This window comes from Halomonas sp. H33-56, from assembly GCF_040147035.1.
GTDB classification, from domain to species: Bacteria; Pseudomonadota; Gammaproteobacteria; order Pseudomonadales; family Halomonadaceae; genus Halomonas; species Halomonas litopenaei.
Map to the genome: position 1 here is coordinate 3,434,699 of NZ_JAMSHP010000001.1, position 23,650 is coordinate 3,458,348.

Consider the following 23,650-nt stretch of genomic DNA (forward strand, 5'->3'; position numbering starts at 1 on the left):
AATCGTCCCCATTGCAAAGACTCGTGCGTCGCCCCTTGGCAGCGAGCCCCGCTGGCCTAGACTTAAGGCTCCACCCCATAACCGGACTTCTAGATGACACTTCAACGCCGTGCCACGACAACAATCACCGCCGGACTGCTCACCCTCTTTGCCATAACATCTCATGCTGACGACAACATCGTGGTCGGTGGCAAGAACTTTACCGAACAGCAGATCATCTCGAGCATGACCGCCCAGTACCTTGACCATCTCGGCTACGACGTGGACAAGCGCGCCGGCATGGGCTCGGCGGTGCTGCGTCAGGCCCAGGAAAACGGCCAGGTAGACCTCTACTGGGAGTACACCGGCACTTCCCTTATCGTCTTCAATGGGGTCGAGGAAAAGCTCGATTCCCAGGAAACCTATGACCGCGTCAAGGCGCTGGATGCCGAGAAGGGACTTGCCTGGCTCGAACCTTCCGGCGTCAACAACACCTACGCGATCGCCATGCGAGAGGCCGACGCCGAGGCCATGGAGATCACCAGCATTTCGGACATGGCAGAAGCGGTCAACGCCGGCGAGGACCTGCTGTTTGCCTCCAATGCAGAATTCTACGCCCGACCTGACGGACTGCGGCCGATGCAGGACATCTACGGCTTTCAGTTCGAGCGTTCCGACATCAAGCGCATGGATACCGGCCTGACCTACACGGCGCTGAGAGACGATCAGGTGGACATCGCCATGGTCACCACCACCGATGGACGCGTATCGGCCTTCGATCTACGTATCCTCGAGGACGACAAGGGCTTCTTCCCGCCCTACGCCATGACCCCCGTGGTGCGCCAGGAGGCGTTGGACACCCACCCCGAGCTGGAAGCCCAGCTCAATGCTCTCGCTGCCAAGCTCGACGATGAGGTGATGACCCGCCTCAACGAACAGGTGGACGTGAACCGCGACGTCGTCGAGACGGTCGCCGAGCAGTTTCTCGTCGACCAGGGACTGATCGACTGACCATACGCCAACATCCCCAAGATCCCTTCCCCACCAACCGGTCACAAACGGCCTGGCAGGCGGTTTGTGGCCGCTATTTCTTCTGCATCCTGAGGGCGCCATTGTCCGGGAATTCCGAATAGTGTGTTTGGCGGCCGCCGGTGTTTCACGACTCCATAGCACGCTAAGGTGTTGCCATTGATGAACACCTTACGGGAGATCCCATGAAAGCTATCGGTTACCACGCCCCCGGCCCCATCGACCGCGCCGACGCCCTGGTCGATCTGACCCTCGACACGCCACAGGCCAGCGGCTTTGACCTGCTGGTCAAGGTCGAGGCGATTTCGGTCAACCCGGTGGACGTCAAGATTCGCCAGGCCCGCGCCCCCGAAGAAGGTCAGCCTGCTGTGATTGGCTGGGACGCGGTCGGCGAGGTGGTCGCGGTCGGTGACCAGGCCTCACGCTTCGCCGTGGGCGACCAGGTCTGGTACGCCGGCGATATCTCCCGCCCGGGCACCAACAGCGAGTACCATCTGGTCGACGAGCGCATCGTCGGGCATGCGCCTCGCTCCATCCCCACCGCCCAGGCAGCGGCACTGCCGCTCACCACCCTGACCGCCTTCGAGATGCTGTTCGATCGCCTGCGGGTGCTTGATCCGGTCCCCGGTGCCGCCCGTGCAGTGCTGGTGATCGGCGGTGCCGGCGGCGTGGGTTCCATCACCATCCAGCTGTTGCGCGCCTTGACCGACCTGCAGATCATCGCCACCGCCTCGCGCCCGGAGACCCAGGCCTGGGTGAAGGAACTCGGCGCTCACCACGTGATCGACCACAGCCAGCCGCTGCCCGAACAGGTCGAGGCGCTGGGCCTGGGTGCGCCAGCCTTCGTCTTCTCGACCAACTATTCGGAGCACTATGCCCCCCAGGTGGCCGAGTTGATCGCCCCCCAGGGCCGCTTCGGGCTGATCGATGACCCAGAGACGCTGAACATCACGCCGTTCAAGCCCAAGGCGGTGTCGATCCACTGGGAGCTGATGTTTACCCGCGCGCTCTTCACCACCGACGACATCGCCCGCCAGGGCGAGATCCTCGACAAGGTGGCGGGGCTGATCGACACGGGTCGGATTCGCTCCACCGCCACCGACAGCTACGGCACCATCAACGCCGACAACCTCAAGCGCGCCCATGCGCTGATCGAGAGCGGCAAGGCCAAGGGCAAGATCGTGCTCGAAGGTTTTTAAGGCGCAGACGAAAAGACGCCCGCCCCGCTCGGCAGTGCCGAACGGGGCGGGCGGCTTGCGTATCGAAGACGGTCCGATCGAATCGATACCACGATCCGCGTCAGTCGAGCTCCAGAACCTCGGACTCGAACCTCGGTCTCAATCCTCAGAGCCGAATCAGGCCCTGACCTCGGCCCCGAATCTCAGCCCCCGACCTGGGCTTTGCACCTTCCACTCTGCCGTCAGGACAGGCGTTCGCGGAAGTCCTGATAGCCGAACTCGCGGATCACCCTGAGCTCACCGGTCTCGGAGTTCCACACCGCAATGGCCGGCAGGCGCGTGCCATTGAAGGTGGTGGTCTTGACCATGGTGTAGTGGGACATGTCCTTGAAGATCAGCTTCTGACCGATCTCAAGCGGCTCGGGGAAGCTGTAGTCGCCGATCACGTCCCCGGCCAGACAGGTCAGCCCGCCCAGTCGGTAGGTGTGCGGGTACTCGCCTGGCTCCCCCGCCCCCAGCAGACCGGGACGATAGGGCATCTCCAGCACGTCCGGCATATGGCAGGTGGCCGAGGTGTCGAGGATCGCCTGGTTCAGCGCATTGAAGCTCGTGTCCAGCACCGTGGTCACCAGCACCCCGGAACCGATGGCAACCGCCTCGCCGGGCTCCAGGTAGACCTGCACCTGGTGACGCTCGGCGAAGTCACGCACGCAGCGGATCAGGTCGTCACGCTGGTAGTCGGGACGGGTGATATGGTGGCCACCGCCGAAGTTGACCCACTGCATGCGCCCGAGCAGATGGCCGAAGCGCTCTTCCACCGCCGCCAGGGTACGCTCAAGCGGCGGGAAGTCATGCTCGCACAGGGTATGGAAGTGCAGACCGCTGATGCCGTCGAGGCTCTGCTCGTCGAGCTCGGACAACGGGATACCGAGCCGCGACCCCGGTGCGCAGGGATCGTAGATCGGCACATCGCCCTCGGAGTGCTCCGGATTGATGCGCAGCCCGAAGCGCAGCCCCGGACGACGCGCCAGCGCCTCGCGCACCAGCGGCTGGGCCCTACGCCACTGGGCCGAGCTGTTGAACACCACATGGTCGGCGATCTTGAGGATCTCGGCCAGATCGGCGTCGCTGTAGGCGGCGCCGAAGACGTGGACCTCGCCACCATAGTGCTCACGCCCGAGCTGCGCCTCGTGCAGGCCGCTGGCGCAGGTGCCGCTCAAGTAGCGCGACACCATCGGCGCGAAGTGCCACATGCTGAAGGCCTTGAGCGCCGACAGCACCTTGGCACCGCTGGCCTCGGCGACCTCGGCGAGGATCGCCAGGTTGCGCTCCACCGCCACCTCGTCGACGACGTAGCAGGGTGACGGCAGCGCTTCGGCGTCCAGCCGCGTGATATCCGTGAACTGAAGGATCTCCACGCCTTAGAGGTCCTCGCCCTTCTGCACGTCCAGACGGAACGACGGATCCAGCTCGATGACCTTCCACGGCAGACCGTACTCGTTCATGTCGGCCATGAACGGATCGGGATCGCACTGCTCCATGTTCCACACGCCCGGACGCTTCCAGTGACCCTCGAGGATCATCTTGGCGCCGATCATCGCCGGCACGCCGGTGGTATAGGAGATCGCCTGGGACTTCACCTCGGCGTAGCAGTCCTGATGGTCGCAGATGTTGTACAGGTACATGACCTTTTCCTGGCCATCCTTCTTGCCGCGCACCACGGTGCCGATGCAGGTCTTGCCCTTGGTGCGCGGGCCCAGGGTGGAGGGGTCGGGCAGCAGGCTGGCCAGGAACTGGATCGGCACGATCTGCTGGCCGTTGTACTCCACCGGCTCGATGCCGGTCATACCGACATTCTTCAACACCTCCAGGTGCTTGAGGTAGCTGTCGCCGAAGCTCATCCAGAACTGGGCGCGCTTGAGGCTCGGGAAGTGCTTGGACAGCGACTCCAGCTCCTCGTGGTAGAGGCGGTAGATGTTGTAGTCACCGACCTCTTCGGGGCAGCTGAAACGGGCCATCTTGGACATCGGCGGCGTGGTGACGAACTCGCCATCTTCATAGTGGCGGCAGTCCGCGCTGACCTCCCGGATGTTGATCTCCGGGTTGAAGTTGGTGGCGAAGGGGTAGCCATGATCGCCGCCGTTGACGTCGATGATGTCCAGCTCCTCGATCTCGTCGAAGTAGTGCTTGGCGAGATAGGCGGTGAACATGTTGGTGGCGCCCGGATCGAAGCCGCTGCCGAGCAGCGCGGTCAGGCCGGCCTGCTTGAAGCGATCCTGGTAGGCCCACTGCCACTTGTACTCGAACTTGGCGGTATCCAGCGGCTCGTAGTTGGCGGTGTCGAGGTAGTGCACGCCGGCGGCCAGGCAGGCATCCATGATGCTCAGGTCCTGGTAGGGCAGCGCCACGTTGATGACCAGCTCCGGCTTCTCGGCTTCGAGCAGGGCAGTCAGCTCGGCGACGTTGTCGGCGTCGACCTGGGCTGTGCGAATCGGGCGCGGCAACTGCTCGGCGATGGCCTTGCACTTGGATTCGGTGCGACTGGCCAACAGGATATCGGTAAACACCGATTCAAGCTGCGCACACTTGTGAGCGACGACACTGCCCACACCGCCGGCACCGATGATGATCACTTTTGACATAACAATACGCTCCCGCCTGAGTACAACGACCCGTCAAGATGGATAGGCCCGGTCGAGGTGAGCCGAATCGCGACCCACGAGGCTCGTCCACCCGACGAGCCCCCTACCCTACTACCGGACGGCGCATGCTAACCAGATTTGCCGTTTCACGCCACGGCTTTTCGCCCCTTAGCTGTGCGTCGCCGAGGTGGATGTCAAGGCGTGCCACCGACCTGGCGACAGTGTAGTCAATCACCACCAGATGACAGCTTGATGTGACGCTGTCGAGCGCCTGGTGCGAGCCCATGTACGAGCCGCCCTCACCTCGCGCCAGCTCACTCCACCTCACGCCAGCCCACTCCAGCTCACTCCACCTCACGCCAGCTCATTCCAGCTCACTCCAGCTCGCGCCAGCCCACTCCACTTCAGGCCTCCTGACTCACTTGCCCCAGCCTCCACCCGACGCTACAAAGCGCGCACGCCACCCATCAATCCACAAAAAAAAGACTACGTAGTCACTAAATTAAACTAAAGTATATTTAATTAATATTCAGCAACTTACTTCACATACATGGATCATGGAATTTTCTATTGTTGAATACGTATGTCGTTTGGATTTACAAGTGTGCACTCCGCAGCGCCACCACCTCGAGCGCCGCCGATTGCCCCTCGCTGCCGGCCAGGGGCTCACAACGACAACAGGAGAGCTCCATGCGCCACTTTCACCCCCTCCCCTTCAGCCTGACCGCCCTGACCGCCGCTGTCGGTCTTGGCCTGTCCGCGACCGCCCTTGCCCAGCAGGAACGCACCATCGACGTCAGCCTGCCGCTGGGACCCGAGTCACAGCAGGGCATCGGTATCCTCAAGTTCGGTGAGGAACTTGAGCGCCTGTCGGATGGCCGTCTGACCGTCGAACCTCACTACGACAACGCCTTGGGCGCCGAGCGTGAGGTCATCGAGGGCATGGGGCTTGGCATCATCGACGCCGGCATCGCCTCCACCGGCCCCATGGGCGGTTTCGTCGACGAGTTCCTGCTGTTCGACCTGCCCTACATCTTCGAGGACCACGAGCACGCCTACGGCTTCCTCGACAGCGAACACGGCGAACAGCTCGCTCAACTCGCCGAAGAGCAGATGAACGTCAAGTTCCTGGCCTGGATGGAAAACGGCTTCCGCCACAACACCAACTCGGTACGCCCGCTCGAGCACCCGAGCGATCTCGACGGCATCAATCACCGCACCCAGGAAAGCCGCGTTCAGGTGGACACCTGGGAAGCGCTGGGCGCCAACGCCACGCCGATGGCCTGGACCGAGGTCTACACCGCGCTGCAGCAGGGGGTCATGGATAGCCAGGAAAACCCGCTGGCCACCATCTACGACGTCAACTTCTACGAGGTCCAGGACTACCTGAACATCACCCAGCACGTCTATTCGCCGGCGCCGCTGATGATGAGCCTGAACCTGTTCAACTCGTTCAGCGAAGAAGATCAGCAGATCATCCTCGAAGCCGCGCAGATCGCACTGCCGGTACAGCGCGAGGCCAGCCAGGAGCTGGAGCAGCGCTACAAGGGCGAACTGGCGGAACTCGGCATGACCGTGACCGAGCCGGACCTGGCCCCCTTCCGTGAGGCCGTGCGTCCGGTGATCGACAAGTGGGCACCGACCGTGGGCGAGGACCTGGTCGACGCCGCGATCAACTTCGACCACTAAGCAACAAGGCGCCCGCCGAGCCCATGGCAAGGCGGGGGCCGTCTCTTCCTGCGAGGCATCCCATGCAATCCTTCCTGCAATTCGTCAACGTCGGGATCGGGCACTTCAACCGCTTGATCGGCTGGGGCCTGGCGCTGCTGCTGCTGGTCATGACCGTACTGATCTTCTGGCAAGTCTTCGCCCGATTCGTGGTCGGCAGTCCCTTGTTCTTCTCCGACGAGATCGCGCGCTTTTCGATGCTCTGGCTGACCTTTATCGGTGCCGGCTACGCCTACCGCAAGGGCACCCTGATTTCGGTCGACATCGTGCTGGAGTATTGCGGCGAACGCGTGGGCCGCCTGATGCGCATCCTGGTTGTGCTGTGCTCGGCGGTGTTCGCCTTCGTCATGATCAAGTACGGCTTCGAGCTGGTCGGCCGGGTCTCCAGCCAGACCGCCCCCAGCACCCGTATTTCGATGATGTGGCCTTACCTCGCCATCCCGGCAGGCGGCATCGTGATCATGGTCAATAGCCTCGGTCTGCTGATCGACGAAGCCCTGGGCCAACCGGTCCACCACCATCAGGAGGTGAACTGACCATGGCACTGTTACTGTTCGTCCTGCTGATTTCCCTGTTCATTCTTGGCGTCCCCATCGCCTTCTCGCTGGGCTTGGCCTCGGCCATTACCGTCTGGCACGGCGACCTGATGCCGATGCTGATCGTCGCCCAGCAGATGCTGGCCTCGGTCAATTCCTTTCCGTTGATGGCGATCCCGTTCTTCATCCTGGCGGGCTACCTGATGCAGGGTGGCGGCATCTCCAAGCGCCTGGTCGACTTTTCCAACACCCTGGTGGGCAGCATGACCGGCGGCCTGGCCATGGTGGCCATCGTCACGTCGCTGTTCTTCGCGGCGATCTCCGGCTCCGGCGCCGCCACCACCGCCGCGATCGGTGCCATCCTGATTCCCGCCATGCTGTCCAAGGGCTATCCCGGTGGCTACGCCGCCGCCAACCAGGCCGCCTCCGGCGCCCTCGGCGTGATCATCCCGCCCAGCATCCCGCTGATTCTCTACGGCATCGCCGCCAACGTCTCGGTGGGCGACATGTTCATCGCCGGTATTCTGCCGGGCATCCTGGTGACCCTCACCCTGCTGGTGTTTGCCTACTTCTTTGCCCGTGCCAATGGACTTGGCGGCGGAGAAAAAAGCTCGCTCGGCGACGTCTTTCGCGCCGGTAAAAAGGCGATTCTGGCCATCCTGATGCCGGTGATCATCCTCGGTGGCATCTATGGGGGTGTCTTTACGCCCACCGAAGCCGCCGTCATCGCGGTCGCCTACTCCTTCGTCATCGGCACCCTGATCTACCGAGAGATCAAGTTCGCAAGCCTGGTAGGCATCCTCAAGCAATCCGCCGTGACCACCGCGGTGGTGCTCAGCATCATCGGCGCCGCCGGGCTCTATGGGCGCATCCTGCAAAGCCTGCGGGTCCCCGACATGATCTCGGACTTCGTGATCTCGGCCATCGACAGCCCGCTTCTGTTCATCCTGCTGGCGAACCTGTTGCTGCTTCTGGCCGGCATGTTCATCGAGGCCGCCGCCGCCATCCTGATCTTCGTGCCGATCCTGCTGCCGATCGCGGTGAGCTACGGCTTCGACCCGATCCACTTCGGCATCATCATGGTGGTCAACCTCGCCATGGGCATGTTCACCCCACCGGTCGGGCTCAACCTCTTTGTCGCCTCCCAGATCACCAACATCGGCATCGCTCGTCTGACCTGGGCGGTCATGCCCTTTGTCGCGATCGTGCTCGCCAACCTTCTGATCATCAGCCTGCTGCCGGTGTTGTCCACCTGGCTGCCGTCGCTGTGACCCCACACAAGGAGAACACCATGAACGTCGTTGAAAGCCTCACCCCACGCCAGGGACTGCGCGTGCTGGTCACCGCCGGCGCCTCCGGCATCGGCCTGGCCATCGCCGAGGCCTTCGTCCAGGCCGGCGCCAGGGTCCACGTCTGCGACATCGACAGCGAGGCCCTGGCTGCCCTGCCAGACGGCATCACCCATACCCGTTGTGACGTCAGCCTTGAGGACGAGGTCGCCCGCCTGTTCGATGACGCCCGCGCACTCGGCGGTCTCGATGTGGTGGTCAACAACGCCGGGATCGCCGGCCCCACTGCGGGCATCGACGAAATCGATCACGCAAGCTGGACCCAGACCATCGACATCAACCTGAACGGCCAGTACCGCGTCGCCCACCGCGCCGCGCCGCTGCTGCGCGAAAGCCAGGGACTGCTGGTCAACCTGGCCTCGGTGGCCGGACGGCTTGGCTTCGCCTACCGCACGCCCTACGCCGCGAGCAAGTGGGCGGTGGTCGGCCTGACCAAGAGCCTGGCCTGCGAGCTCGGCCCGGACGGCGTGCGGGTCAATGCCATCCTCCCGGGCATCGTGCGCGGGCCTCGCATCGAGAAGGTGATCGAGGACCGTGCCGCCAAGCGCGGCATCAGCTACGCCGAGATGGAAACGGAGAACCTGTCGAAGATCTCCATGCGGCGCATGGTCGAGCCCACCGATATCGCCGCCATGGCACTGTTCCTGGCGGCGCCGGGGGGCACCAACATCAGCGGCCAGGCACTCAGCGTCTGCGCCAACGTCGAATCCCTGTGACCACGGAAGCCTCCTTATGACCAGACCCGTAGGTATTCTCGGCGCCGGCCTGATCGGCCGCGCCTGGGCCATCGTGTTCGCCCGAGCCGGCATCGACGTGCGCCTGCATGACGCCGCAGACGAGGCGCTCGAGCGGGCCCGCGACGCTATCGCCACCTCCCTCGACGACCTCCACCAGGCGGGGCTGATCGAGGACACGGAGCGGGCGATGTCGCGTATCCGCTACGACAGCGACCTGGCATCGGCCATGGCCGGGGTCGGCTACGTGCAGGAGTGCGGGCCGGAAGATGTCGAGACCAAACGGCGCATCTACAGCGACCTTGAAGCCGTGGTGGCCAACGACACGGTGCTGGCCAGTTCGACCTCCGGTATCGCCGCTTCGCGCTTCACCGATCACCTCCATCACCCTGACCGTTGCCTGGTGGCCCATCCGGTCAATCCGCCCTACCTGATCCCGCTGGTGGAAGTGGTGCCGGCGCCGGCCACCGGGCAAGCCGCGGTGGCGTCCACCATGGCGCTGCTGGAGCAGGCCCGGCAGACACCGATCCTGGTCAACAAGGAAGTCCCTGGCTTCGTGCTCAATCGCCTGCAAGGCGCCTTGCTCAACGAGGCGCTGAGACTGTTCGCAGACGGGGTGTGCTCCGCCGAGGATCTGGACAAGACGGTCAAGCACGGGCTGGGCCTGCGCTGGTCGTTCATGGGGCCCTTCGAGACCATCGACCTCAATGCGCCCGACGGCGTGGTCGACTATGGCAACCGCTATGGGCCGCTGTATCGCGACGTCGACCGCGAGCGCGGTGACGACGATCCCTGGCAAACCACGACCCTGGCGGCACTCGACCAGCAGCGCCGTCAACAACTGCCGGCCCAGCGCCTGGGCGAGCGACAGGCCTGGCGCGACCGACGCCTGATGGCGCTGATCGCCCACCAGCAGACGCTGGCAAACGATTGACCCGGGCCAACGACTGACCCAGACCAGCCACTGCCCCACCTTACCCGCCTATCCATCATTCAAGGACCCGACCCATGGCAAAGCAACGCAAGGTCATCATCACCTGCGCGGTCACCGGCGCGATCCACACCCCGTCCATGTCGCCGCACCTGCCGGTCACCCCGGAAGAGATCGCCGAGGCAGGCATCGCCGCCGCCGAGGCCGGCGCCTCGATTCTGCACCTGCATGCGCGTGATCCCGACAACGGCAAGCCGACCCAGGACCCGGCCATGTTCGAGCGCTTCCTGCCCCGCATCAAGGACGCCTGCGACGCGGTCATCAACCTCACCACCGGTGGCAGTCCGCACATGACGGTGGAGGAGCGCATGCGCCCGGCCATGGAGTTCAAGCCCGAGCTTGCCTCCATGAACATGGGCTCGATCAACTTCGGGCTGTTCCCGATGCTCGACCGCTACGCGTCGCTTGAGCACCAGTGGGAGCGTGAGCACCTGGAGAACAGTCGCGACCTGGTGTTCAAGAACACCTTCGCCGACATCGAGAAGGCGATGACCCTGGGCGCCGAGAACGGTACCCGTTTCGAGTGCGAGTGCTACGACATCGGACACCTCTATTCCCTGCGCAACCTGCTCGACCGCGGCGTCATCGGCGGCCGCGTGTTCGTCCAGAGCGTGTTCGGCATCCTCGGTGGCATCGGTCCTCACCCAGAGGACGTGATCCACATGCGGCGCACCGCGGACCGGCTGTTCGGCGACGCCTACGAGTGGTCGGTGCTGGGCGCCGGCAGCAGCCAGATGCGCATCGCTGCCCAGGCCGCCGCCATGGGGGGACACGTGCGGGTCGGACTCGAGGATTCGCTGTGGCTGGGCCCGGGCAAGCTGGCCGAGACCAACGCAAGCCAGGTCGCCAAGGTGCGCGAGATCCTCGAGGGTCTGTCGTTTGAGGTGGCGACCCCGGACGAAGCGCGTCAGATGCTGGGACTCAAGGGCGCCGACCAGGTCGGCTTCTAGGGAGACGGACGATGACCCTGTATCGACTCGGGGGCGAGGCCCCCGATATCGCCGCCAGCGCACTGGTGTTCGACGAGGCCACGCTGATCGGCGACGTACGCCTGGGTGAGCGCGTCAGCGTGTGGCCCGGGGCCGTGCTTCGTGGCGACAATGCGCCTATCGTGGTGGGAGACGACAGCAACCTGCAGGACGGCTGTGTGGTTCACTCGGACCCCGGCTATCCGGTTACCATGGGACGCCAGGTCACGGTCGGTCACCTGGCCATGCTGCACGGCTGCCGCATCGGCGATGACGTGCTGGTGGGAATGAATGCCACGGTACTCAACGGTGCCGACATCGGTGATCGATGTATCATCGGCGCCGGCGCGCTCGTCACCTCGGGCAAGCGCTTTCCCCCTGGCTCGTTGATCGTCGGCAGTCCAGCCAAGGTGGTCAGAGAACTGACCGAGGACGAGATACAGTCGGTGCGCGACAATGCCAGCGTCTACACCGACAAGATCGCCGCCTATGCGTCTCTGGAGCCTGTCGAGCCGGCGTGATCGCCGGCCATTTCTGCCACCCGACACGACATGACTCGATGAAAAAGAAATCCGTCACCTCACACGATGTCGCCCGTCTTGCCGGGGTCTCGCAGTCTGCCGTCAGCCGGACCTTTTCGCCGGATGCCAAGGTGTCGGACAAGACCCGCAAGAAGGTCATGGAAGCGGCGCGGCAACTGGGCTATCGGCCCAACACCATCGCCCGCTCTCTGATCACGCGATCGAGTCGCACCATCGCGGTGGTCGTCTACAGCCTCGAGAATCCCTTCTACAGCTATATGCTGGAAAAGGCGTCCCGCTTCTTCAAGCAGCAGGGTTACCACCTGCTGCTATTCTCGGCGTCCAGCAGCGACGGCTTCGATGACGTGCTCGACGACATCCTGAGAAGCCAGGTCGAAGGCATCCTGATGCTGGCGATTACCCTCAATGACGACCAGGCGGCTCTGGTCTGCGACTACGGCATTCCGGTGGTGATCATCAACCGTACGGTCGACTACGCGGGCATCAGCCAGGTCGCCTGTGACAACTTCCAGGGCGGCTACTGGGCGGGCCGCCACCTGGTCTCGCTGGGCCATCGCCGCATCGCCTACCTGTCAGGCCTGGTCGACTCCTCCACCGACATCCAGCGTCGCGCTGGCTTTGTCGAGGGCCTGGCCTCCATGGGGGCAGCCCTTCACGACAGCGGCATCGGCCACTATCAATACACCAGCGCCTGCCAGGCCACCCGTCTGCTGTTCGCCAGCACCACCCCGCCCGACGCCCTGTTTGCCGCCAACGACCTGATGGCCATCGCCGCCATGGAAGTCATCCAGAGCGAGTTCTGCCTCAAGGTGCCCGAGGACGTCTCGGTCATCGGTTTCGACGACGTGCCCATGGCCGCCTGGCCGAGCCACTCGCTGACGACCCTGCAGCAGCCGGTACAGACCATGATCATGCGTGCCACCGAATTGCTGCTGGCCCAGATCGACCAGCCGGACACCCCACCACAGCAGATCACCCTGCCGGTCACGCCGATGCTGCGCGGCAGCGTCAGGCGCCCTTCAGGCGACGTCAACGACACCTAGTGAAGCGACGACCCTCTCGCCATCCGCCGACGCATGCGTGAGCATGCGCCGGCGGATGGGCCAGCGCCTATTCCACCTCGAGCTGTCCATGGTCGATCAATCGATCGAGGAAGGCGTCGCTGGATGCTCCGCCCATGCGCACGCCGGCCAGGACGATAAACTGATCGGCGCCGGCGCCGTGTGCGCCGATACCACCATCGGACTTGACCGCGATGACGGTATCGTCCCCCTCCTGACTGGCGTGCAGGAAGTCCGACACCTGGTGGTCACGGGCGTCATCGAGCAGATCAGACAGATCGAGCCGGTCTGCCTCGGGGTTGCGGGCGGTGTTGCCCAGGGTGAAGTCCTTGATCTCGTCTTCTGCAGGCCTGCGCACACTGCCCGCATCCCCCGCCTCGTAGCCAAAGGTGTCGGCGCCAAAGCCGCCCCACATCACGTCGCCACCGCGACCGCCGATCAGCACGTCGTCACCACCACCGCCGATCAGCACATCGCGCCCCCCTTGCCCAAGCAGGGTGTCGTTGCCGCCATCGACACGGTCTGTATCCATCAGCTCCCGGTAGTGGTCCTGGATATAGGCAATGATCTCTGCGTCGCTCGCCTCGGCGCCATTGCCATGGTGAACCGACCACTTGAGGTACTCGGTCAGCCCTTCGTAGCCGAGGCCGTCGTGGCTGCCGGAGGCAAAGCTCTCGTTGGTATCGCCGTCTCTCCAGCGGAGGTGGTCGGAGTTGACGGTGTCGCCAAACAGAATATCGGCCTTCACCCCGCCGGCAAGCACATCGTCACCGAGCACCTCGAGCGGTGCGTCGGGGCCACCCTGCGCCAGCGCGGCGTTCAGTACCTCCTGGGTGTTGACGATGACCGACTCACCGGCGGGTGACGTCCACTCGGTGCCGTCCTGCAGGGTGATGGTGCGAGCCCCCTGGGTCTCGGTATTGTCGAAGATGTCCAGATAGTCCTTGCGCAGCAGACCCGCAGGATCCGGCTCCCCCGCGACCTCTTCACCGATGCCGAAGGTATGCACCTCGGACAGCCGACCGAGTTGAAGGAACTGTTGATACGCCTTGTGGACAGGGGTAAAGGCCCCCGCCACATCGCTCTCCACGATGTGTCCCCCCTCCCGGTAGGCGGTTGGGAGACCATCGGTCAGGAACAGGGTCAGCGACCCGTCACCTTCATCTTCCTTTGCGACATGGTATTTTCTGGCGGCGGAGAGGGCTGCCTGATAGTTGGTGGAGCCCTGGGCCGCCGCACCGTTGACGTAAGCGATAAGGCCAGCCACGTTATGTTCGTTCAGACCATCGACCGCTCTGGGTGAATGCGCCTTGTCGTCAAAACGCACCACTTGTACGTCCACATTTCCGTCGTGACCCGCCAGACGTGTGAGCAACAGATTGACGTTCTGCTGCAATAGCTGGAGCCGAGTCAGACCATCGGTGCCGGACGGCTGGCGCATGCTGCCGGACTCGTCGATCAGGATCGAGATATTGTAGTCGACACCTGACGCAATCAATCCCTGCTTGCCGCCCAGGTCGCCGATCAGGACGTCATCACCCGGGCCGGTCGACCCATGATTGTCCCCATTGTCACCGACATAGAGTTCACCATCTTCCCGGCCCGCCATCACATCGACCGTCAGTGACGCCGAGGTGATATCACCGTCGCCATCGGTGCCGTTGTAGTCGATCACTGCGTCACCGGCGAAGCCCTGGTGCGGGACGAAGGTCAGGGTGCTGTCGGGGTTGATGGTGACGCTGCCGACGCCAGCACCACCCTGAACGCTGGCCCTGATGACATCGCCCGGGCCATCGGCACCATGCTCATCGTTGGCCAGCACATCCACACGCACCGGCGTGCCGCTGGCGGTAGTGGCACTGTCGTCATGGGCGATTCCGCTGTCGTCATCGATGATGATCTGCACAGCTCCGTCAGCGCTGTCGCCGTCCCCATCCGTGACGGTGTAGCCCACCGCGAACTTGATATCGTCTTCAAACGTACCGCTGCGGTGGTCCAGCGGACCTTCGACAAACAACTTGTAATAGGCCGTTTCAGGGCCATGCAGTATCCAGATAACGCGGTCACCGTTGTCGTCGAAACCTTCCAGCGAACGACCGTTACCACTGAGCTGCCAATTGATCGGGACGCCGCCGGAAGTTAGTGACGGCAGCCCGGCGGTGTGCCAGGTGAAGGAGCTCACGCCGTCGTTACCGACGTCATAGTTCAAACGAGCGGCGGTAAAGCTCTGGGAAGTCAAGGCGTCGCCTACGCCACCTCGAATGCCGCCGGGCAGGCCCTCTTCGTCAACCACCGACCTGATCAGACCGGCGGTCGGGGTATGGTCGTGTGGACTGTCGATCGAGGTGTAGGTGCTCACATTGTCTGTTTCGGAATCGGTGTTCATGACAGTCTCCTGTCCTTGGGTGGGTCGAAATTCGCGTATGACTCCTTGAAGCTAGGCGGTCGATACCGACCTCGACACTGGACTGGTGGCCACCACTTTTCGCCCCATTACTCCTCGATATCTGGCACCAAACGCGACTTTCATAAAAAACCGACACTTGCGAATCAGCAAAAAACCACTTCGCACCAAAAGCCACACGAAAGAAAATTCACGAAATTCGTTACCAACTGAAAAATAAACCTTTTTGTTTTTCCAGCGATTTTAAAACATGAGATTCCGGCATCGAAAAACTCGAAACAACACAGTTCCGTAGGTCGGATCAACGCCGGCGCTGCCCTGGCTTATAAAAGCCAACAGTCCACCTTGTCGGTCACCGCTACCTTTTGGAATATTGATCGATCAACATTGATCACACGACAGAAAAAACATCCATCAATCATCAAGACGTCGAGGCAGCGTTTCAGCCGGTTTATCGACACAAAAAGACGCGAAGAATATCGCGATAGCCGACAAGACATCACCCAGCCAAAGGCCGGGTGATCGAAGGGAATCTTCGCTGGAGTGATCCACCGCTGACTCCACTCTCTACTCCACTCTCTACTCCACTCCACTGCCTACTCCACCAGCAGCGCAGCCTCCTGGCCGATGCGCTCCAGCGTGGTGTCGCCGGCACCGGCGCCGTTCAGGGCCAGTGCTTGTTCACTATCTGCGCCGCTGTCCATGCCGCCACCACTGCCTCCACCACTGCCCCCTGCCGACGCGGGGCCTACGCTGTCGGTCTGGTCCTGTTCCGGAGGCAGCCAGACCGATACCTCCTCGTCGCTCTCGTCATCAAGCAATTCCGACAGCGCCAGCCGGTCCGTCTGGGCGTTGTCCAAAGCGTTGCCGAGGACGTCGTCCTGAGCCTCGGCTTCGAGGACACTCACGGAGCCAAAGTCGTAGGGCAGCGATCCCGACTGGATGCTGGACTCACCGGGGGCGTCATCACCGCCATCGGTGATACCGTCCGCCAGACCGTCCTCAGCGACGACAACCGGGGTGAGACTCGAGTTGGCCCTGGCGTAGTCACCGGTATCGACATTGCTCTCCACTGTGATGGAAACATCGTCCACATCGATGGAGCCGTCACCGTCGATGACGTTCAGGTAGACGGTGGCGATTCCCGTAAAGTCGGGATGGGCCGTGAAGAAAAATCCTGCGCTGGTGGTGCTGACGCTGCCGACCGCGTCACCCCCCTGAACCTCGACGCTGAAGTCGAGGCCATAGTCGGCACCGGACCTGGAGAAGCGCAGTACATTGCCGAAAAATACCTTGGAGCCACTCTCGATGGTTGCTTCCATGCTGGCCACGGCGAAGGGGCTATCATCGTTTACCCGTACCTGTATCTTGCTTGCGGCACTGTCACCGTCGCCATCGGTGATCCGGTAACCAATATCGAAGTCGATGTTGCTTTCCACATAGGCATCGTCATGGTCCATCGACTGCTCCAACCACACCTGATAGTCCCCGCTGAGGACATCGGTGAGTTCAAACCGTATTACCGTACGCCCATCGGCAGCGCCCCTGAGCACAAGACCGTCGTCGCTGAGCTGCCAATCGATCGAAGATCCCCGACTCGTCAGCGTCGGCAGGTCCTCGGTCAGCCAGGTAAAACTGCCAGGCCCGTCATCGCCGAAGTCATAGCCCAGTTGACCATTGTAAGAAGTGCCAGCGGGGTCAGGAATATCGCCAGGACCACCACCTATACCGTCAACCAGACCGTCCTCGTCGAGGAGAACCCAGGGCGGCGTGGAGGGGGTGGTGGGGATACCATTCCCCTGCGGGTCCCTGACGGTGACGGTAAGCCGCCCCTCACTGGTGTCGCCGTCGCCATCGCTGGCGCTGTAGTCGATCAGGGCGCTACCGGTGAAGCCGTCGCCAGGCACGAAGGTCAGGGTATCGTCGCCATTGACGCTGACGCTGCCGACGCTCGCCCCTCCCTGGACGCTGGCCGCGACCACCCCGCCACTCCCGTCGGCACCGAAGGCGTCATTGGCCAGCACGTCCACGGTCACCGGTGTCTTGGTGCCGGTGGTGGCGCTGCCGTCGCTGACCTGCGGGCTGTCGTCGTCCACGGTGATACGCAGCACGCCTGAGGCGCTGTCGCCGTCTCGGTCGGTGACGGTATAGCCCACGCTGAAGTTGAGATCGTCCTCGATGCCGGCGTAGGTGTGATCCAGCGGCTGTGCCACCGCCACCTTGTAGCTGCCGCTCGCCACATCCGTAAGCTGCACCGAAATCACCCGATCGCCGTTGCCGTCGAACCCCACCAGCGAGCGACCATTGCCATTGAGTCTCCAGCTCACCGGGTCGCCGCCGCTGGTCAGCGCCGGCAGGCCATCGGTGTGCCAAGTGAAGCCGCCCAGACCGTCATCGCCAGCGTCGTAACCCAAGACGCCGGTCTCCACGGTCTGCTCGGTGAGCGCATCCCTGACACCGCCGTGGATGCCGCCGGCCAGGCCATCCTCGTCGACCACGGCCTTGGCCGGACCGGTGGCCGGGTCACCATCGGTTTCAGGGGTGGTCGGGACATCGTTGCGCTGCCCCTCGACCGTGACAGTAAGCTGGCCGTCACTGGCGTCGCCATCACGATCCTGCATGGTGTAGTCGATCAGGGCGCTACCGGTGAAGCCGTCCCCCGGCACGAAGGTCAGAGTATCGTCGCCATTAACGTTGACACTGCCGACGCTCGCCCCGCCCTGGACGCTGGCCGCGACCACCCCGCCACTCCCGTCGGCGCCAAAGGCGTCATTGTCCAGCACATCCAGCGTCACCGAAGTGCCAATGGTGGTGGTGGCGATGTCGTCGTTGGCCCGGCCACTGTCGTCATCCACGGTGACGCGCAATACACCGTCGGCGCTGTCGCCATCAGCGTCGCTGATGGTATAGCCCACGCTGAAGTTGAGATCGTCCTCGATGCCGGCGTAGGTGTGATCCAGCGGCTGTGCCACCGCCACCTTGTAGCTGCCGCTCGCCACATCCGTAAGCTGCACCGAAATCACCCGATCGCCGTTGCCGTCGAACCCCACCAGCGAGCGACCATTGCCATTGAGTCTCCAGCTCACCGGGTCGCCGCCGCTGGTCAGCGCCGGCAGGCCATCGGTGTGCCAAGTGAAGCCGCCCAGACCGTCATCGCCAGCGTCGTAACCCAAGACGCCGGTCTCCACGGTCTGCTCGGTGAGCGCATCCCTGACACCGCCGTGGATGCCGCCGGCCAGGCCATCCTCGTCGACCACGGCCTTGTCGGGACCGGTGGCGGGATCATCGTCGGTCTCGGGAGTGATGGGGGCATCCACGCCGCGGGTATTCATCAGCGCAGTGGCGCTGGCATTGGCTCTTTCGGTGTCGGTATTCATGGGAGCGTCCTCGCCACCGGTTGGTGGCGGCAAACAACGAAAACAAGGCAACAAGCTCGGTTTTATTCCTGCGTCTGCCCTAAACCTAGGCACTGATTTTCGCTCTCGACACTGGACTGACGAACATCATTATCACTCGAAGCCTCCTTGTTTTCCGACATCAAAAATTTCTTTTTTATAAAACAGATAATTGCGCGTCAGAAAACGCCTCATCCACCAATTCACACTTTGTGATAAAAAATTCACAAATTTTTAAATGATTGATAATTCGACACTTTACTGTATAAATAAATACCAAGGTCGCTGCCATCAAGCGACTAAACAATCGATTAAGCACAATTTTGCATGCTTATTCCACGCCTCGGGCAATGATGACTGCGAACAATCACACAAAACACTCTAGATTTTACGTCACGATTTTCTTCCCTTGTCAGTTCGACAACTGAAAAAACAAAAACCACACTTCCATCTTTCCATAAGCGAGTACACGCCGGCCTTTACGCACGTCGCTATAACGCCATAACAAAAAATTATCACCTTTTGATAAAAACCCCGATTGGCCGAATTCAAGTGCTGATGTTGTGGGTCGAGATCACCGCCCGAAGAACAGCCGATAGTTGCTGCGCTTGCAGGATGCAGTGCACGGCCCTGTCGCTGGGAGGGGGCTGGGAGAGAGGGCTGGGAGCGCTCGTAGCGATGCGAGATAGCCGAGGCGTCTCGTACTCGAGGGAGGCTCGTCGCTATGCAAAAAACATCACCCGGCCAAGGGCCGGGTGATCGAAGGGGACTTTCGCTGGAGTGATCCACCACTTGCTCCACGGCCTATTCGACCGCTTGCTCCACTCTCTACTCCACTGCCTACTCCACCAGCAGCGCGGCCTCCTGGCCGATGCGCTCCAGGGTGGTGTCGCCGGCACCGGCGACGCTCAGGGCCAGCGCTTGTTCGCTGTCTGCGCCGCTGTCACTGCCGCCACAGCGCCATTGGGATGATCAGCCCAGCAGCCTTCGAAGCTCGAATGATCGCATAGACCGGTGTCCACTTTTGTTGGGCAAGATCAGGAAGCACCCGCCTGGCGATGGAGCCCAGGCCGTTATGCCTTTCGGGGGATGGCGCCCTCCCACCTCACTCGCCACACTGCGACCACGCCCGAGCAACACGCCAATGCTGCACATCCTGGCACCACCCGACGGATACCGGGAAGACATCAGGCGCCAGACAGCGTCCTGCTTCAGTGATCACATGTCTCCCCTGGCACCGCGGCTCTTTTCTTTCCCTGGGCCCGACACATGGAGTGGAAAATGAGGACTTCCATCGCTGCGACAATGCTGACCGTGGCCCTGTCGGCAGGCCTGTTGGCGGCCAAGGCCCCCATCGCCATGGCCAGCACGCTGTCCCGGGCGGTGGCGGAAAACGACCATCGCCAACCGGCCATTCCCCACCCCCAGCAGCAGGCTGCGGCCGCCCAGGCACTGGCGGACTTCGAGGCCCGCGCGGGCCAGAAGCCTAATATCCTGCTGTTTATCGTCGATGACCTGGGCTACGGTGACCCCGGCGCCTTCGGTGGTGGCGAGGCCGTCGGCGCCCCCACCCCGCATATGGACCGGCTGGCCGATGAAGGCCTGATGCTGACGTCGACCTATTCGCAGTACACCTGCACGCCCACACGTGCGGCCATCTTTACCGGCCGTCTGCCGGTACGCACCGGACTGATCCGCCCGATCCTTGCCGGCGACAGCGTCAGCGTGAATCCATGGGAAGGCGAGACGTCCATTGCCAGGCTGCTGTCGAACCAGGGCTACTACAGTCTGCTGGTGGGCAAGTGGCATATCGGGGAAGAAGAAGGCATGCGCCCCCACGATGTGGGCTTCGATGAGTTCTACGGCTACTATCGCGCGCAGAAGGAGTACACCCAGCGCTTCGATGAGCGTCGCTATCCCGACCTGGTACTGGATGACGACAAGCTTGAGCGCTACGACCGGATCAAGGCCGATGACAACCTGATCCACGGCCTCGCCGACGGCACCACCGAGGTGGTCAGCCAGGTCAGCTCCATCGAGGACATGGCCGAGGGTGACGCCCGACTCAGGGACTACACCGTCGACAGCATCCAGCGGCTGTCGCAGCAGGACGCGCCCTTTTTCATCACCCACGCCTTCATGAAGGTGCACGCCGACAACTGGCCATCGGAGGCGTTTCGCGGCGCCAGTCCATCGAAGTATCCCTACAAGGACGCCGTCGTCGAGGTCGACAGCTATATCGGTGACATCGTTCAGGCGCTGGAAGACAGCGGCGAGCTGGAGAACACCTTCATCTTCGTCACCTCGGACAATGGGCCCCAGATGGATAGCTGGCCGGACAGCGGCTACACCCCCTTCCGTGGCGCCAAGGGCACCACCTGGGAAGGCGGCGTGCGGGTCCCGGGCATCGCCTACTGGAAGGGCATGATCCCGCCCGGCCAGCGCTCCGACGGCCTGTTCGATCTGATGGACCTGTTCAATACCTTCGCCACCCTGGGCGGCGCCGAAGACGGCATCCCTCAGGACCGCTACATCGACGGCATCGACCAGACGTCCTTCCTGCTTACCGAGAACGGTCAGTCCCACCGCGAGCAGGTCTACATGTGGCTGGGCAACCAGTTCACCGCCCTGCGCATGCGTGAGTACAAGATGCATACCGCCGTGGTGCGCGCCGACGATGGCCTGCGCTGGATCGACATGGCGACGGTGGAAAGGACCGCCCTGGCCCCTTGGCTGTTCAATCTCTACATCGACCCCAAGGAACAGATGACCGTCGGCCACCGACGCAACGCCTGGCAAGCGTCCATGGTGGCCGAAGCCGGCGCCCATCGCGCCACCTTCGAGAAATTCCCGGCCAAGAACATCGGACTGGAGTAGCCCGGGCGCCGGGCTCAAGGCCCGCAGCCCCCCTCGCAGGAATCGTCTCTGCCAGGTCGGCAGACGGTGACGACCGTGGCGCCGACGACGTCTGTGCTATCGAGGCGACTTGCCTACTCTGAGGCTGTCGCCGCACGGTGCTTGAGCAGGCTGATACCGGTCACCGCGCCGAGAATCAGCAGCATGCCCCCGACCTGAGGCAGGGTCAGGCTCTCGTCCAGCACGAACAGCCCGAACAAGGTCGCGGTGACCGGTTCGACCATGGCGACGATGGAGGCCATGGTCGGCAGCGTATAGCGCACGCCGACAACGTAGCAGAAGAACGACAGCGCGCCGCCCAGCACACCGACCAGCAGAAACAACGAAACGTCAGCGGACGCCGGCACCGAGGCCAGTGTCGAGAAATCCGCCAGCGGCAGGATCAACAGGGCGGCGGTGGCCAGCGCCATCGGCAGCGCCGCCGTGGCCGAGCCATGCAATGCCGCAAAGCGAAAGCCGAAGATGAAGAAGGCGTAACCGACGCCTGCCAGCAAACCGGCGGCGATGCCGAACGGCGTCACCACCCCGGCATCGGCGCGATAGATGCCGGTCAACAGCACGATACCGCCCATCACCACCGCCATGGCCAGCCACTGCACCAGTGACGGACGCTCGGCCCCGGTGAGGAAGGACACCACGAACACGAAGATCGGCGCGCTGTACATCAGGGTCGCCGCCACCGCCACGCTGCTCTCACTGATGCTGATGAAGTAAAAGGTGAAGTTGGCGGCGATACCGCACCCGGCGAGCATTGCCCACATCACCATCCGGCGGTTGACCGTCGGTCGCCCGCGCCGCCACCAGGACAGCGCCAGCCATACGAGCATCACACCCACTCCCACCAGCGCCCGCCAGAAGGACACCGCCTCAGGCGTCCAGTCGCGCTGCAACAGCAGGCTGCCGAAACCGCCGGCGAGCCCCCACTGCAGCGATGCCAGCATCACCAATAACGTCCCTGTCATTGCCATGACATGCCCTCGCTTCGAACAAATGAGCTCTCGGTCGGGCGTCGCTGCCCAACCGTACCCCAGCGTAGGAAATGATCACGGCGCGTCCTAGAGGCGCGGCAATGACTTCGTGTAAGCCTCATGTACCTTCGGTCGGGTGGCGACACCTTCGGCTAAGGCGCCCCGTGTCACCTCACTCCAGCAGCGCCTCGATATCATCGAGCAGCGCCTGGGGCACCCAGGCGCCACGGGATTCACTCAGCGCCCGCTCACGGTAACGACGCTGGGCCGGCAAGCGTGCGCCCTGGCCCAAAAGATCGTCGAACAACCGCTCGGCCCTGGCCATGTGCGCCTCGCTGGCGGCGCCTGCGGTGCGCGCCGGGTCGATGGCAATGATCAGTTCGCCGTGGTACGGAAGCCCTGCGCGACCGGCGTCGTGCTCGCTGGACTCGACGCTCAGCAGGTCGCCGATCATCGGGCCGGCGATCAGCTCGACCATCAGCGCCAGTGCCGATCCCTTGTGCTGACCAAACGGCAGCATGGCGCCGTGATCCAGTACTTCTTCGGGATCGGTGCAGGGCGCCCCGTCGCGATCGATCCCCCAGCCCTCGGGGATCGGCTTGCCCTCACGGCGATGCAACTCGATGTCGCCCCGGGCGATGGCGCTGGTGGCAAAATCAAACACCAGCGGCTCGCGCCCTGGCCTGGGCCAGCCAAAGGCCAGCGGGTTGGTGCCCAGAAGCGGGCGACTGCCGCCGTGGGGCGCCATATAGGCCTGGGTGGGGTTACAGGCGATCGCCACCAGGCCCTGTTCCGTCAGCCGCTCGAGCTCGACCCACAGGGCGGTGGAATGCACGCAGTGATTGATCGCCATCAGCGCGACCCCCGCGTCGCGGGCCTTGTCCACCAGCAGCGGCAGCCCCAGCTCGAAGGCCAGCGGCGAAAAGCCCCCGCCGGCATCGACCCGCACCACTCCGGCGGCCACGTCTTCTACCTCCGGGACGGCGTCGGCGACCACCGCGCCCTGGCGCAGCGTCTGGACGATCCCCAGCAGACGGTAAAGCCCGTGGGAGTGACTGGCGTCCATCTGCGCCGCCACCAGGGTCTCGCCGAGGGCCCTGGCCTGCTCGGCACTGAAGCCCTGGTGCTCCAGCACGCGGCGACTGAGCGACATCAGCGCCTCGCGGGTCAGGTAGGCCCCGTTGTCGACGGTGGTGTCGGTGTCCTTCATGGGGGCGTCTCCTTTTTCAG

General features: G+C 63.3%; 17 protein-coding genes. 11 read left to right on the forward strand and 6 right to left on the reverse strand.

Going from position 1 to position 23,650, the window contains the following annotated elements:
• Positions 1–93: 93 nt before the first annotated feature.
• A complete protein-coding gene (locus tag NFH98_RS14685; RefSeq protein ID WP_348814636.1) occupies positions 94–990 on the forward strand; it encodes a glycine betaine ABC transporter substrate-binding protein in 897 nt (298 codons plus the stop codon).
• 203 nt (positions 991–1,193) lie between these two features.
• The gene (locus tag NFH98_RS14690) at positions 1,194–2,207 is read left to right on the forward strand and encodes a zinc-binding alcohol dehydrogenase family protein (RefSeq protein WP_348826886.1); all 1,014 of its coding nucleotides are present in this window, start codon (positions 1,194–1,196) and stop codon (positions 2,205–2,207) included.
• Positions 2,208–2,428: 221 nt separating this feature from the next.
• On the opposite strand, the gene nspC is transcribed toward NFH98_RS14690, so the two are convergent.
• Both nspC and NFH98_RS14700 read right to left on the reverse strand, forming a co-directional pair.
• Entirely contained in the window at positions 2,429–3,604 is a 1,176-nt protein-coding gene (gene nspC / locus NFH98_RS14695; RefSeq protein ID WP_239452538.1) for a carboxynorspermidine decarboxylase, read from the reverse strand.
• Between the two features lie 3 nt (positions 3,605–3,607).
• A complete protein-coding gene (locus tag NFH98_RS14700) occupies positions 3,608–4,828 on the reverse strand; it encodes a saccharopine dehydrogenase family protein (RefSeq protein ID WP_045992530.1) in 1,221 nt (406 codons plus the stop codon).
• Positions 4,829–5,518: 690 nt separating this feature from the next.
• On the opposite strand from NFH98_RS14700, the gene NFH98_RS14705 reads away from it, so the two are divergent.
• From NFH98_RS14705 to NFH98_RS14740, 8 genes are all read left to right on the forward strand, one after another.
• On the forward strand, positions 5,519–6,517 hold the full coding sequence (locus tag NFH98_RS14705) for a TRAP transporter substrate-binding protein (protein ID WP_349622905.1): 999 nt from the start codon (positions 5,519–5,521) through the stop codon (positions 6,515–6,517).
• A 62-nt stretch (positions 6,518–6,579) separates the two neighbouring features.
• Positions 6,580–7,092: a TRAP transporter small permease gene (locus tag NFH98_RS14710; protein ID WP_349622906.1), complete on the forward strand. Its 513-nt coding sequence runs from the start codon at positions 6,580–6,582 to the stop codon at positions 7,090–7,092.
• Positions 7,093–7,094: 2 nt separating this feature from the next.
• Positions 7,095–8,363 carry a TRAP transporter large permease gene (locus NFH98_RS14715; protein ID WP_045992526.1) on the forward strand — a complete coding sequence of 423 codons (1,269 nt, stop codon included), beginning with the start codon at positions 7,095–7,097 and terminating at the stop codon, positions 8,361–8,363.
• Positions 8,364–8,383: 20 nt separating this feature from the next.
• Positions 8,384–9,157: an SDR family oxidoreductase gene (locus tag NFH98_RS14720; RefSeq protein ID WP_349622907.1), complete on the forward strand. Its 774-nt coding sequence runs from the start codon at positions 8,384–8,386 to the stop codon at positions 9,155–9,157.
• Positions 9,158–9,173: 16 nt separating this feature from the next.
• On the forward strand, positions 9,174–10,109 hold the full coding sequence (locus NFH98_RS14725) for a 3-hydroxyacyl-CoA dehydrogenase (protein WP_349622908.1): 936 nt from the start codon (positions 9,174–9,176) through the stop codon (positions 10,107–10,109).
• A gap of 74 nt (positions 10,110–10,183) precedes the next feature.
• Positions 10,184–11,116: a 3,5-dioxohexanoate:acetyl-CoA acetone transferase gene (gene kce / locus NFH98_RS14730; protein ID WP_045992523.1), complete on the forward strand. Its 933-nt coding sequence runs from the start codon at positions 10,184–10,186 to the stop codon at positions 11,114–11,116.
• An 11-nt stretch (positions 11,117–11,127) separates the two neighbouring features.
• Positions 11,128–11,655, forward strand: a complete 528-nt coding sequence (locus NFH98_RS14735) for a gamma carbonic anhydrase family protein (RefSeq protein ID WP_124803092.1) — start codon at positions 11,128–11,130, stop codon at positions 11,653–11,655.
• Positions 11,656–11,693: 38 nt separating this feature from the next.
• A complete protein-coding gene (locus NFH98_RS14740) occupies positions 11,694–12,719 on the forward strand; it encodes a LacI family DNA-binding transcriptional regulator (RefSeq protein WP_045992521.1) in 1,026 nt (341 codons plus the stop codon).
• A 67-nt stretch (positions 12,720–12,786) separates the two neighbouring features.
• Here NFH98_RS14740 and NFH98_RS14745 read toward each other — a convergent pair whose 3' ends face one another.
• Together NFH98_RS14745 and NFH98_RS14750 are read right to left on the reverse strand one after the other, a co-directional pair.
• Positions 12,787–15,123 carry a type I secretion C-terminal target domain-containing protein gene (locus NFH98_RS14745; RefSeq protein WP_349622909.1) on the reverse strand — a complete coding sequence of 779 codons (2,337 nt, stop codon included), beginning with the start codon at positions 15,121–15,123 and terminating at the stop codon, positions 12,787–12,789.
• 614 nt (positions 15,124–15,737) lie between these two features.
• Complete coding sequence (locus NFH98_RS14750) at positions 15,738–18,518, reverse strand: Ig-like domain-containing protein (protein ID WP_348826892.1); 2,781 nt, start codon at positions 18,516–18,518, stop codon at positions 15,738–15,740.
• Positions 18,519–19,817: 1,299 nt separating this feature from the next.
• On the opposite strand from NFH98_RS14750, the gene NFH98_RS14755 reads away from it, so the two are divergent.
• Positions 19,818–21,413, forward strand: a complete 1,596-nt coding sequence (locus tag NFH98_RS14755) for an arylsulfatase (protein WP_349622910.1) — start codon at positions 19,818–19,820, stop codon at positions 21,411–21,413.
• 113 nt (positions 21,414–21,526) lie between these two features.
• Here the strand turns inward: NFH98_RS14755 and NFH98_RS14760 are convergent, their stop codons facing one another.
• On the reverse strand, positions 21,527–22,420 hold the full coding sequence (locus NFH98_RS14760; protein ID WP_261392059.1) for a DMT family transporter: 894 nt from the start codon (positions 22,418–22,420) through the stop codon (positions 21,527–21,529).
• 172 nt (positions 22,421–22,592) lie between these two features.
• Entirely contained in the window at positions 22,593–23,630 is a 1,038-nt protein-coding gene (locus NFH98_RS14765; RefSeq protein ID WP_348826894.1) for an Ldh family oxidoreductase, read from the reverse strand.
• Positions 23,631–23,650 lie beyond the last annotated feature (20 nt).

Excerpts from the sequence above, each read along its gene's own strand:
- NFH98_RS14685 (WP_348814636.1), top strand. The coding sequence starts at position 94 with ATGACACTTCAACGCCGTGCCACGACAACAATCACCGCCGGACTGCTC.
- NFH98_RS14690 (WP_348826886.1), top strand. The coding sequence starts at position 1,194 with ATGAAAGCTATCGGTTACCACGCCCCCGGCCCCATCGACCGCGCCGAC.
- NFH98_RS14700 (WP_045992530.1), bottom strand. The coding sequence starts at position 4,828 with ATGTCAAAAGTGATCATCATCGGTGCCGGCGGTGTGGGCAGTGTCGTC.
- NFH98_RS14705 (WP_349622905.1), top strand. The coding sequence starts at position 5,519 with ATGCGCCACTTTCACCCCCTCCCCTTCAGCCTGACCGCCCTGACCGCC.
- NFH98_RS14710 (WP_349622906.1), top strand. The coding sequence starts at position 6,580 with ATGCAATCCTTCCTGCAATTCGTCAACGTCGGGATCGGGCACTTCAAC.
- NFH98_RS14715 (WP_045992526.1), top strand. The coding sequence starts at position 7,095 with ATGGCACTGTTACTGTTCGTCCTGCTGATTTCCCTGTTCATTCTTGGC.
- NFH98_RS14720 (WP_349622907.1), top strand. The coding sequence starts at position 8,384 with ATGAACGTCGTTGAAAGCCTCACCCCACGCCAGGGACTGCGCGTGCTG.
- NFH98_RS14725 (WP_349622908.1), top strand. The coding sequence starts at position 9,174 with ATGACCAGACCCGTAGGTATTCTCGGCGCCGGCCTGATCGGCCGCGCC.
- kce (WP_045992523.1), top strand. The coding sequence starts at position 10,184 with ATGGCAAAGCAACGCAAGGTCATCATCACCTGCGCGGTCACCGGCGCG.
- NFH98_RS14735 (WP_124803092.1), top strand. The coding sequence starts at position 11,128 with ATGACCCTGTATCGACTCGGGGGCGAGGCCCCCGATATCGCCGCCAGC.
- NFH98_RS14740 (WP_045992521.1), top strand. The coding sequence starts at position 11,694 with ATGAAAAAGAAATCCGTCACCTCACACGATGTCGCCCGTCTTGCCGGG.
- NFH98_RS14745 (WP_349622909.1), bottom strand. The coding sequence starts at position 15,123 with ATGAACACCGATTCCGAAACAGACAATGTGAGCACCTACACCTCGATC.
- NFH98_RS14750 (WP_348826892.1), bottom strand. The coding sequence starts at position 18,518 with ATGAATACCGACACCGAAAGAGCCAATGCCAGCGCCACTGCGCTGATG.
- NFH98_RS14755 (WP_349622910.1), top strand. The coding sequence starts at position 19,818 with ATGAGGACTTCCATCGCTGCGACAATGCTGACCGTGGCCCTGTCGGCA.
- NFH98_RS14760 (WP_261392059.1), bottom strand. The coding sequence starts at position 22,420 with ATGGCAATGACAGGGACGTTATTGGTGATGCTGGCATCGCTGCAGTGG.
- NFH98_RS14765 (WP_348826894.1), bottom strand. The coding sequence starts at position 23,630 with ATGAAGGACACCGACACCACCGTCGACAACGGGGCCTACCTGACCCGC.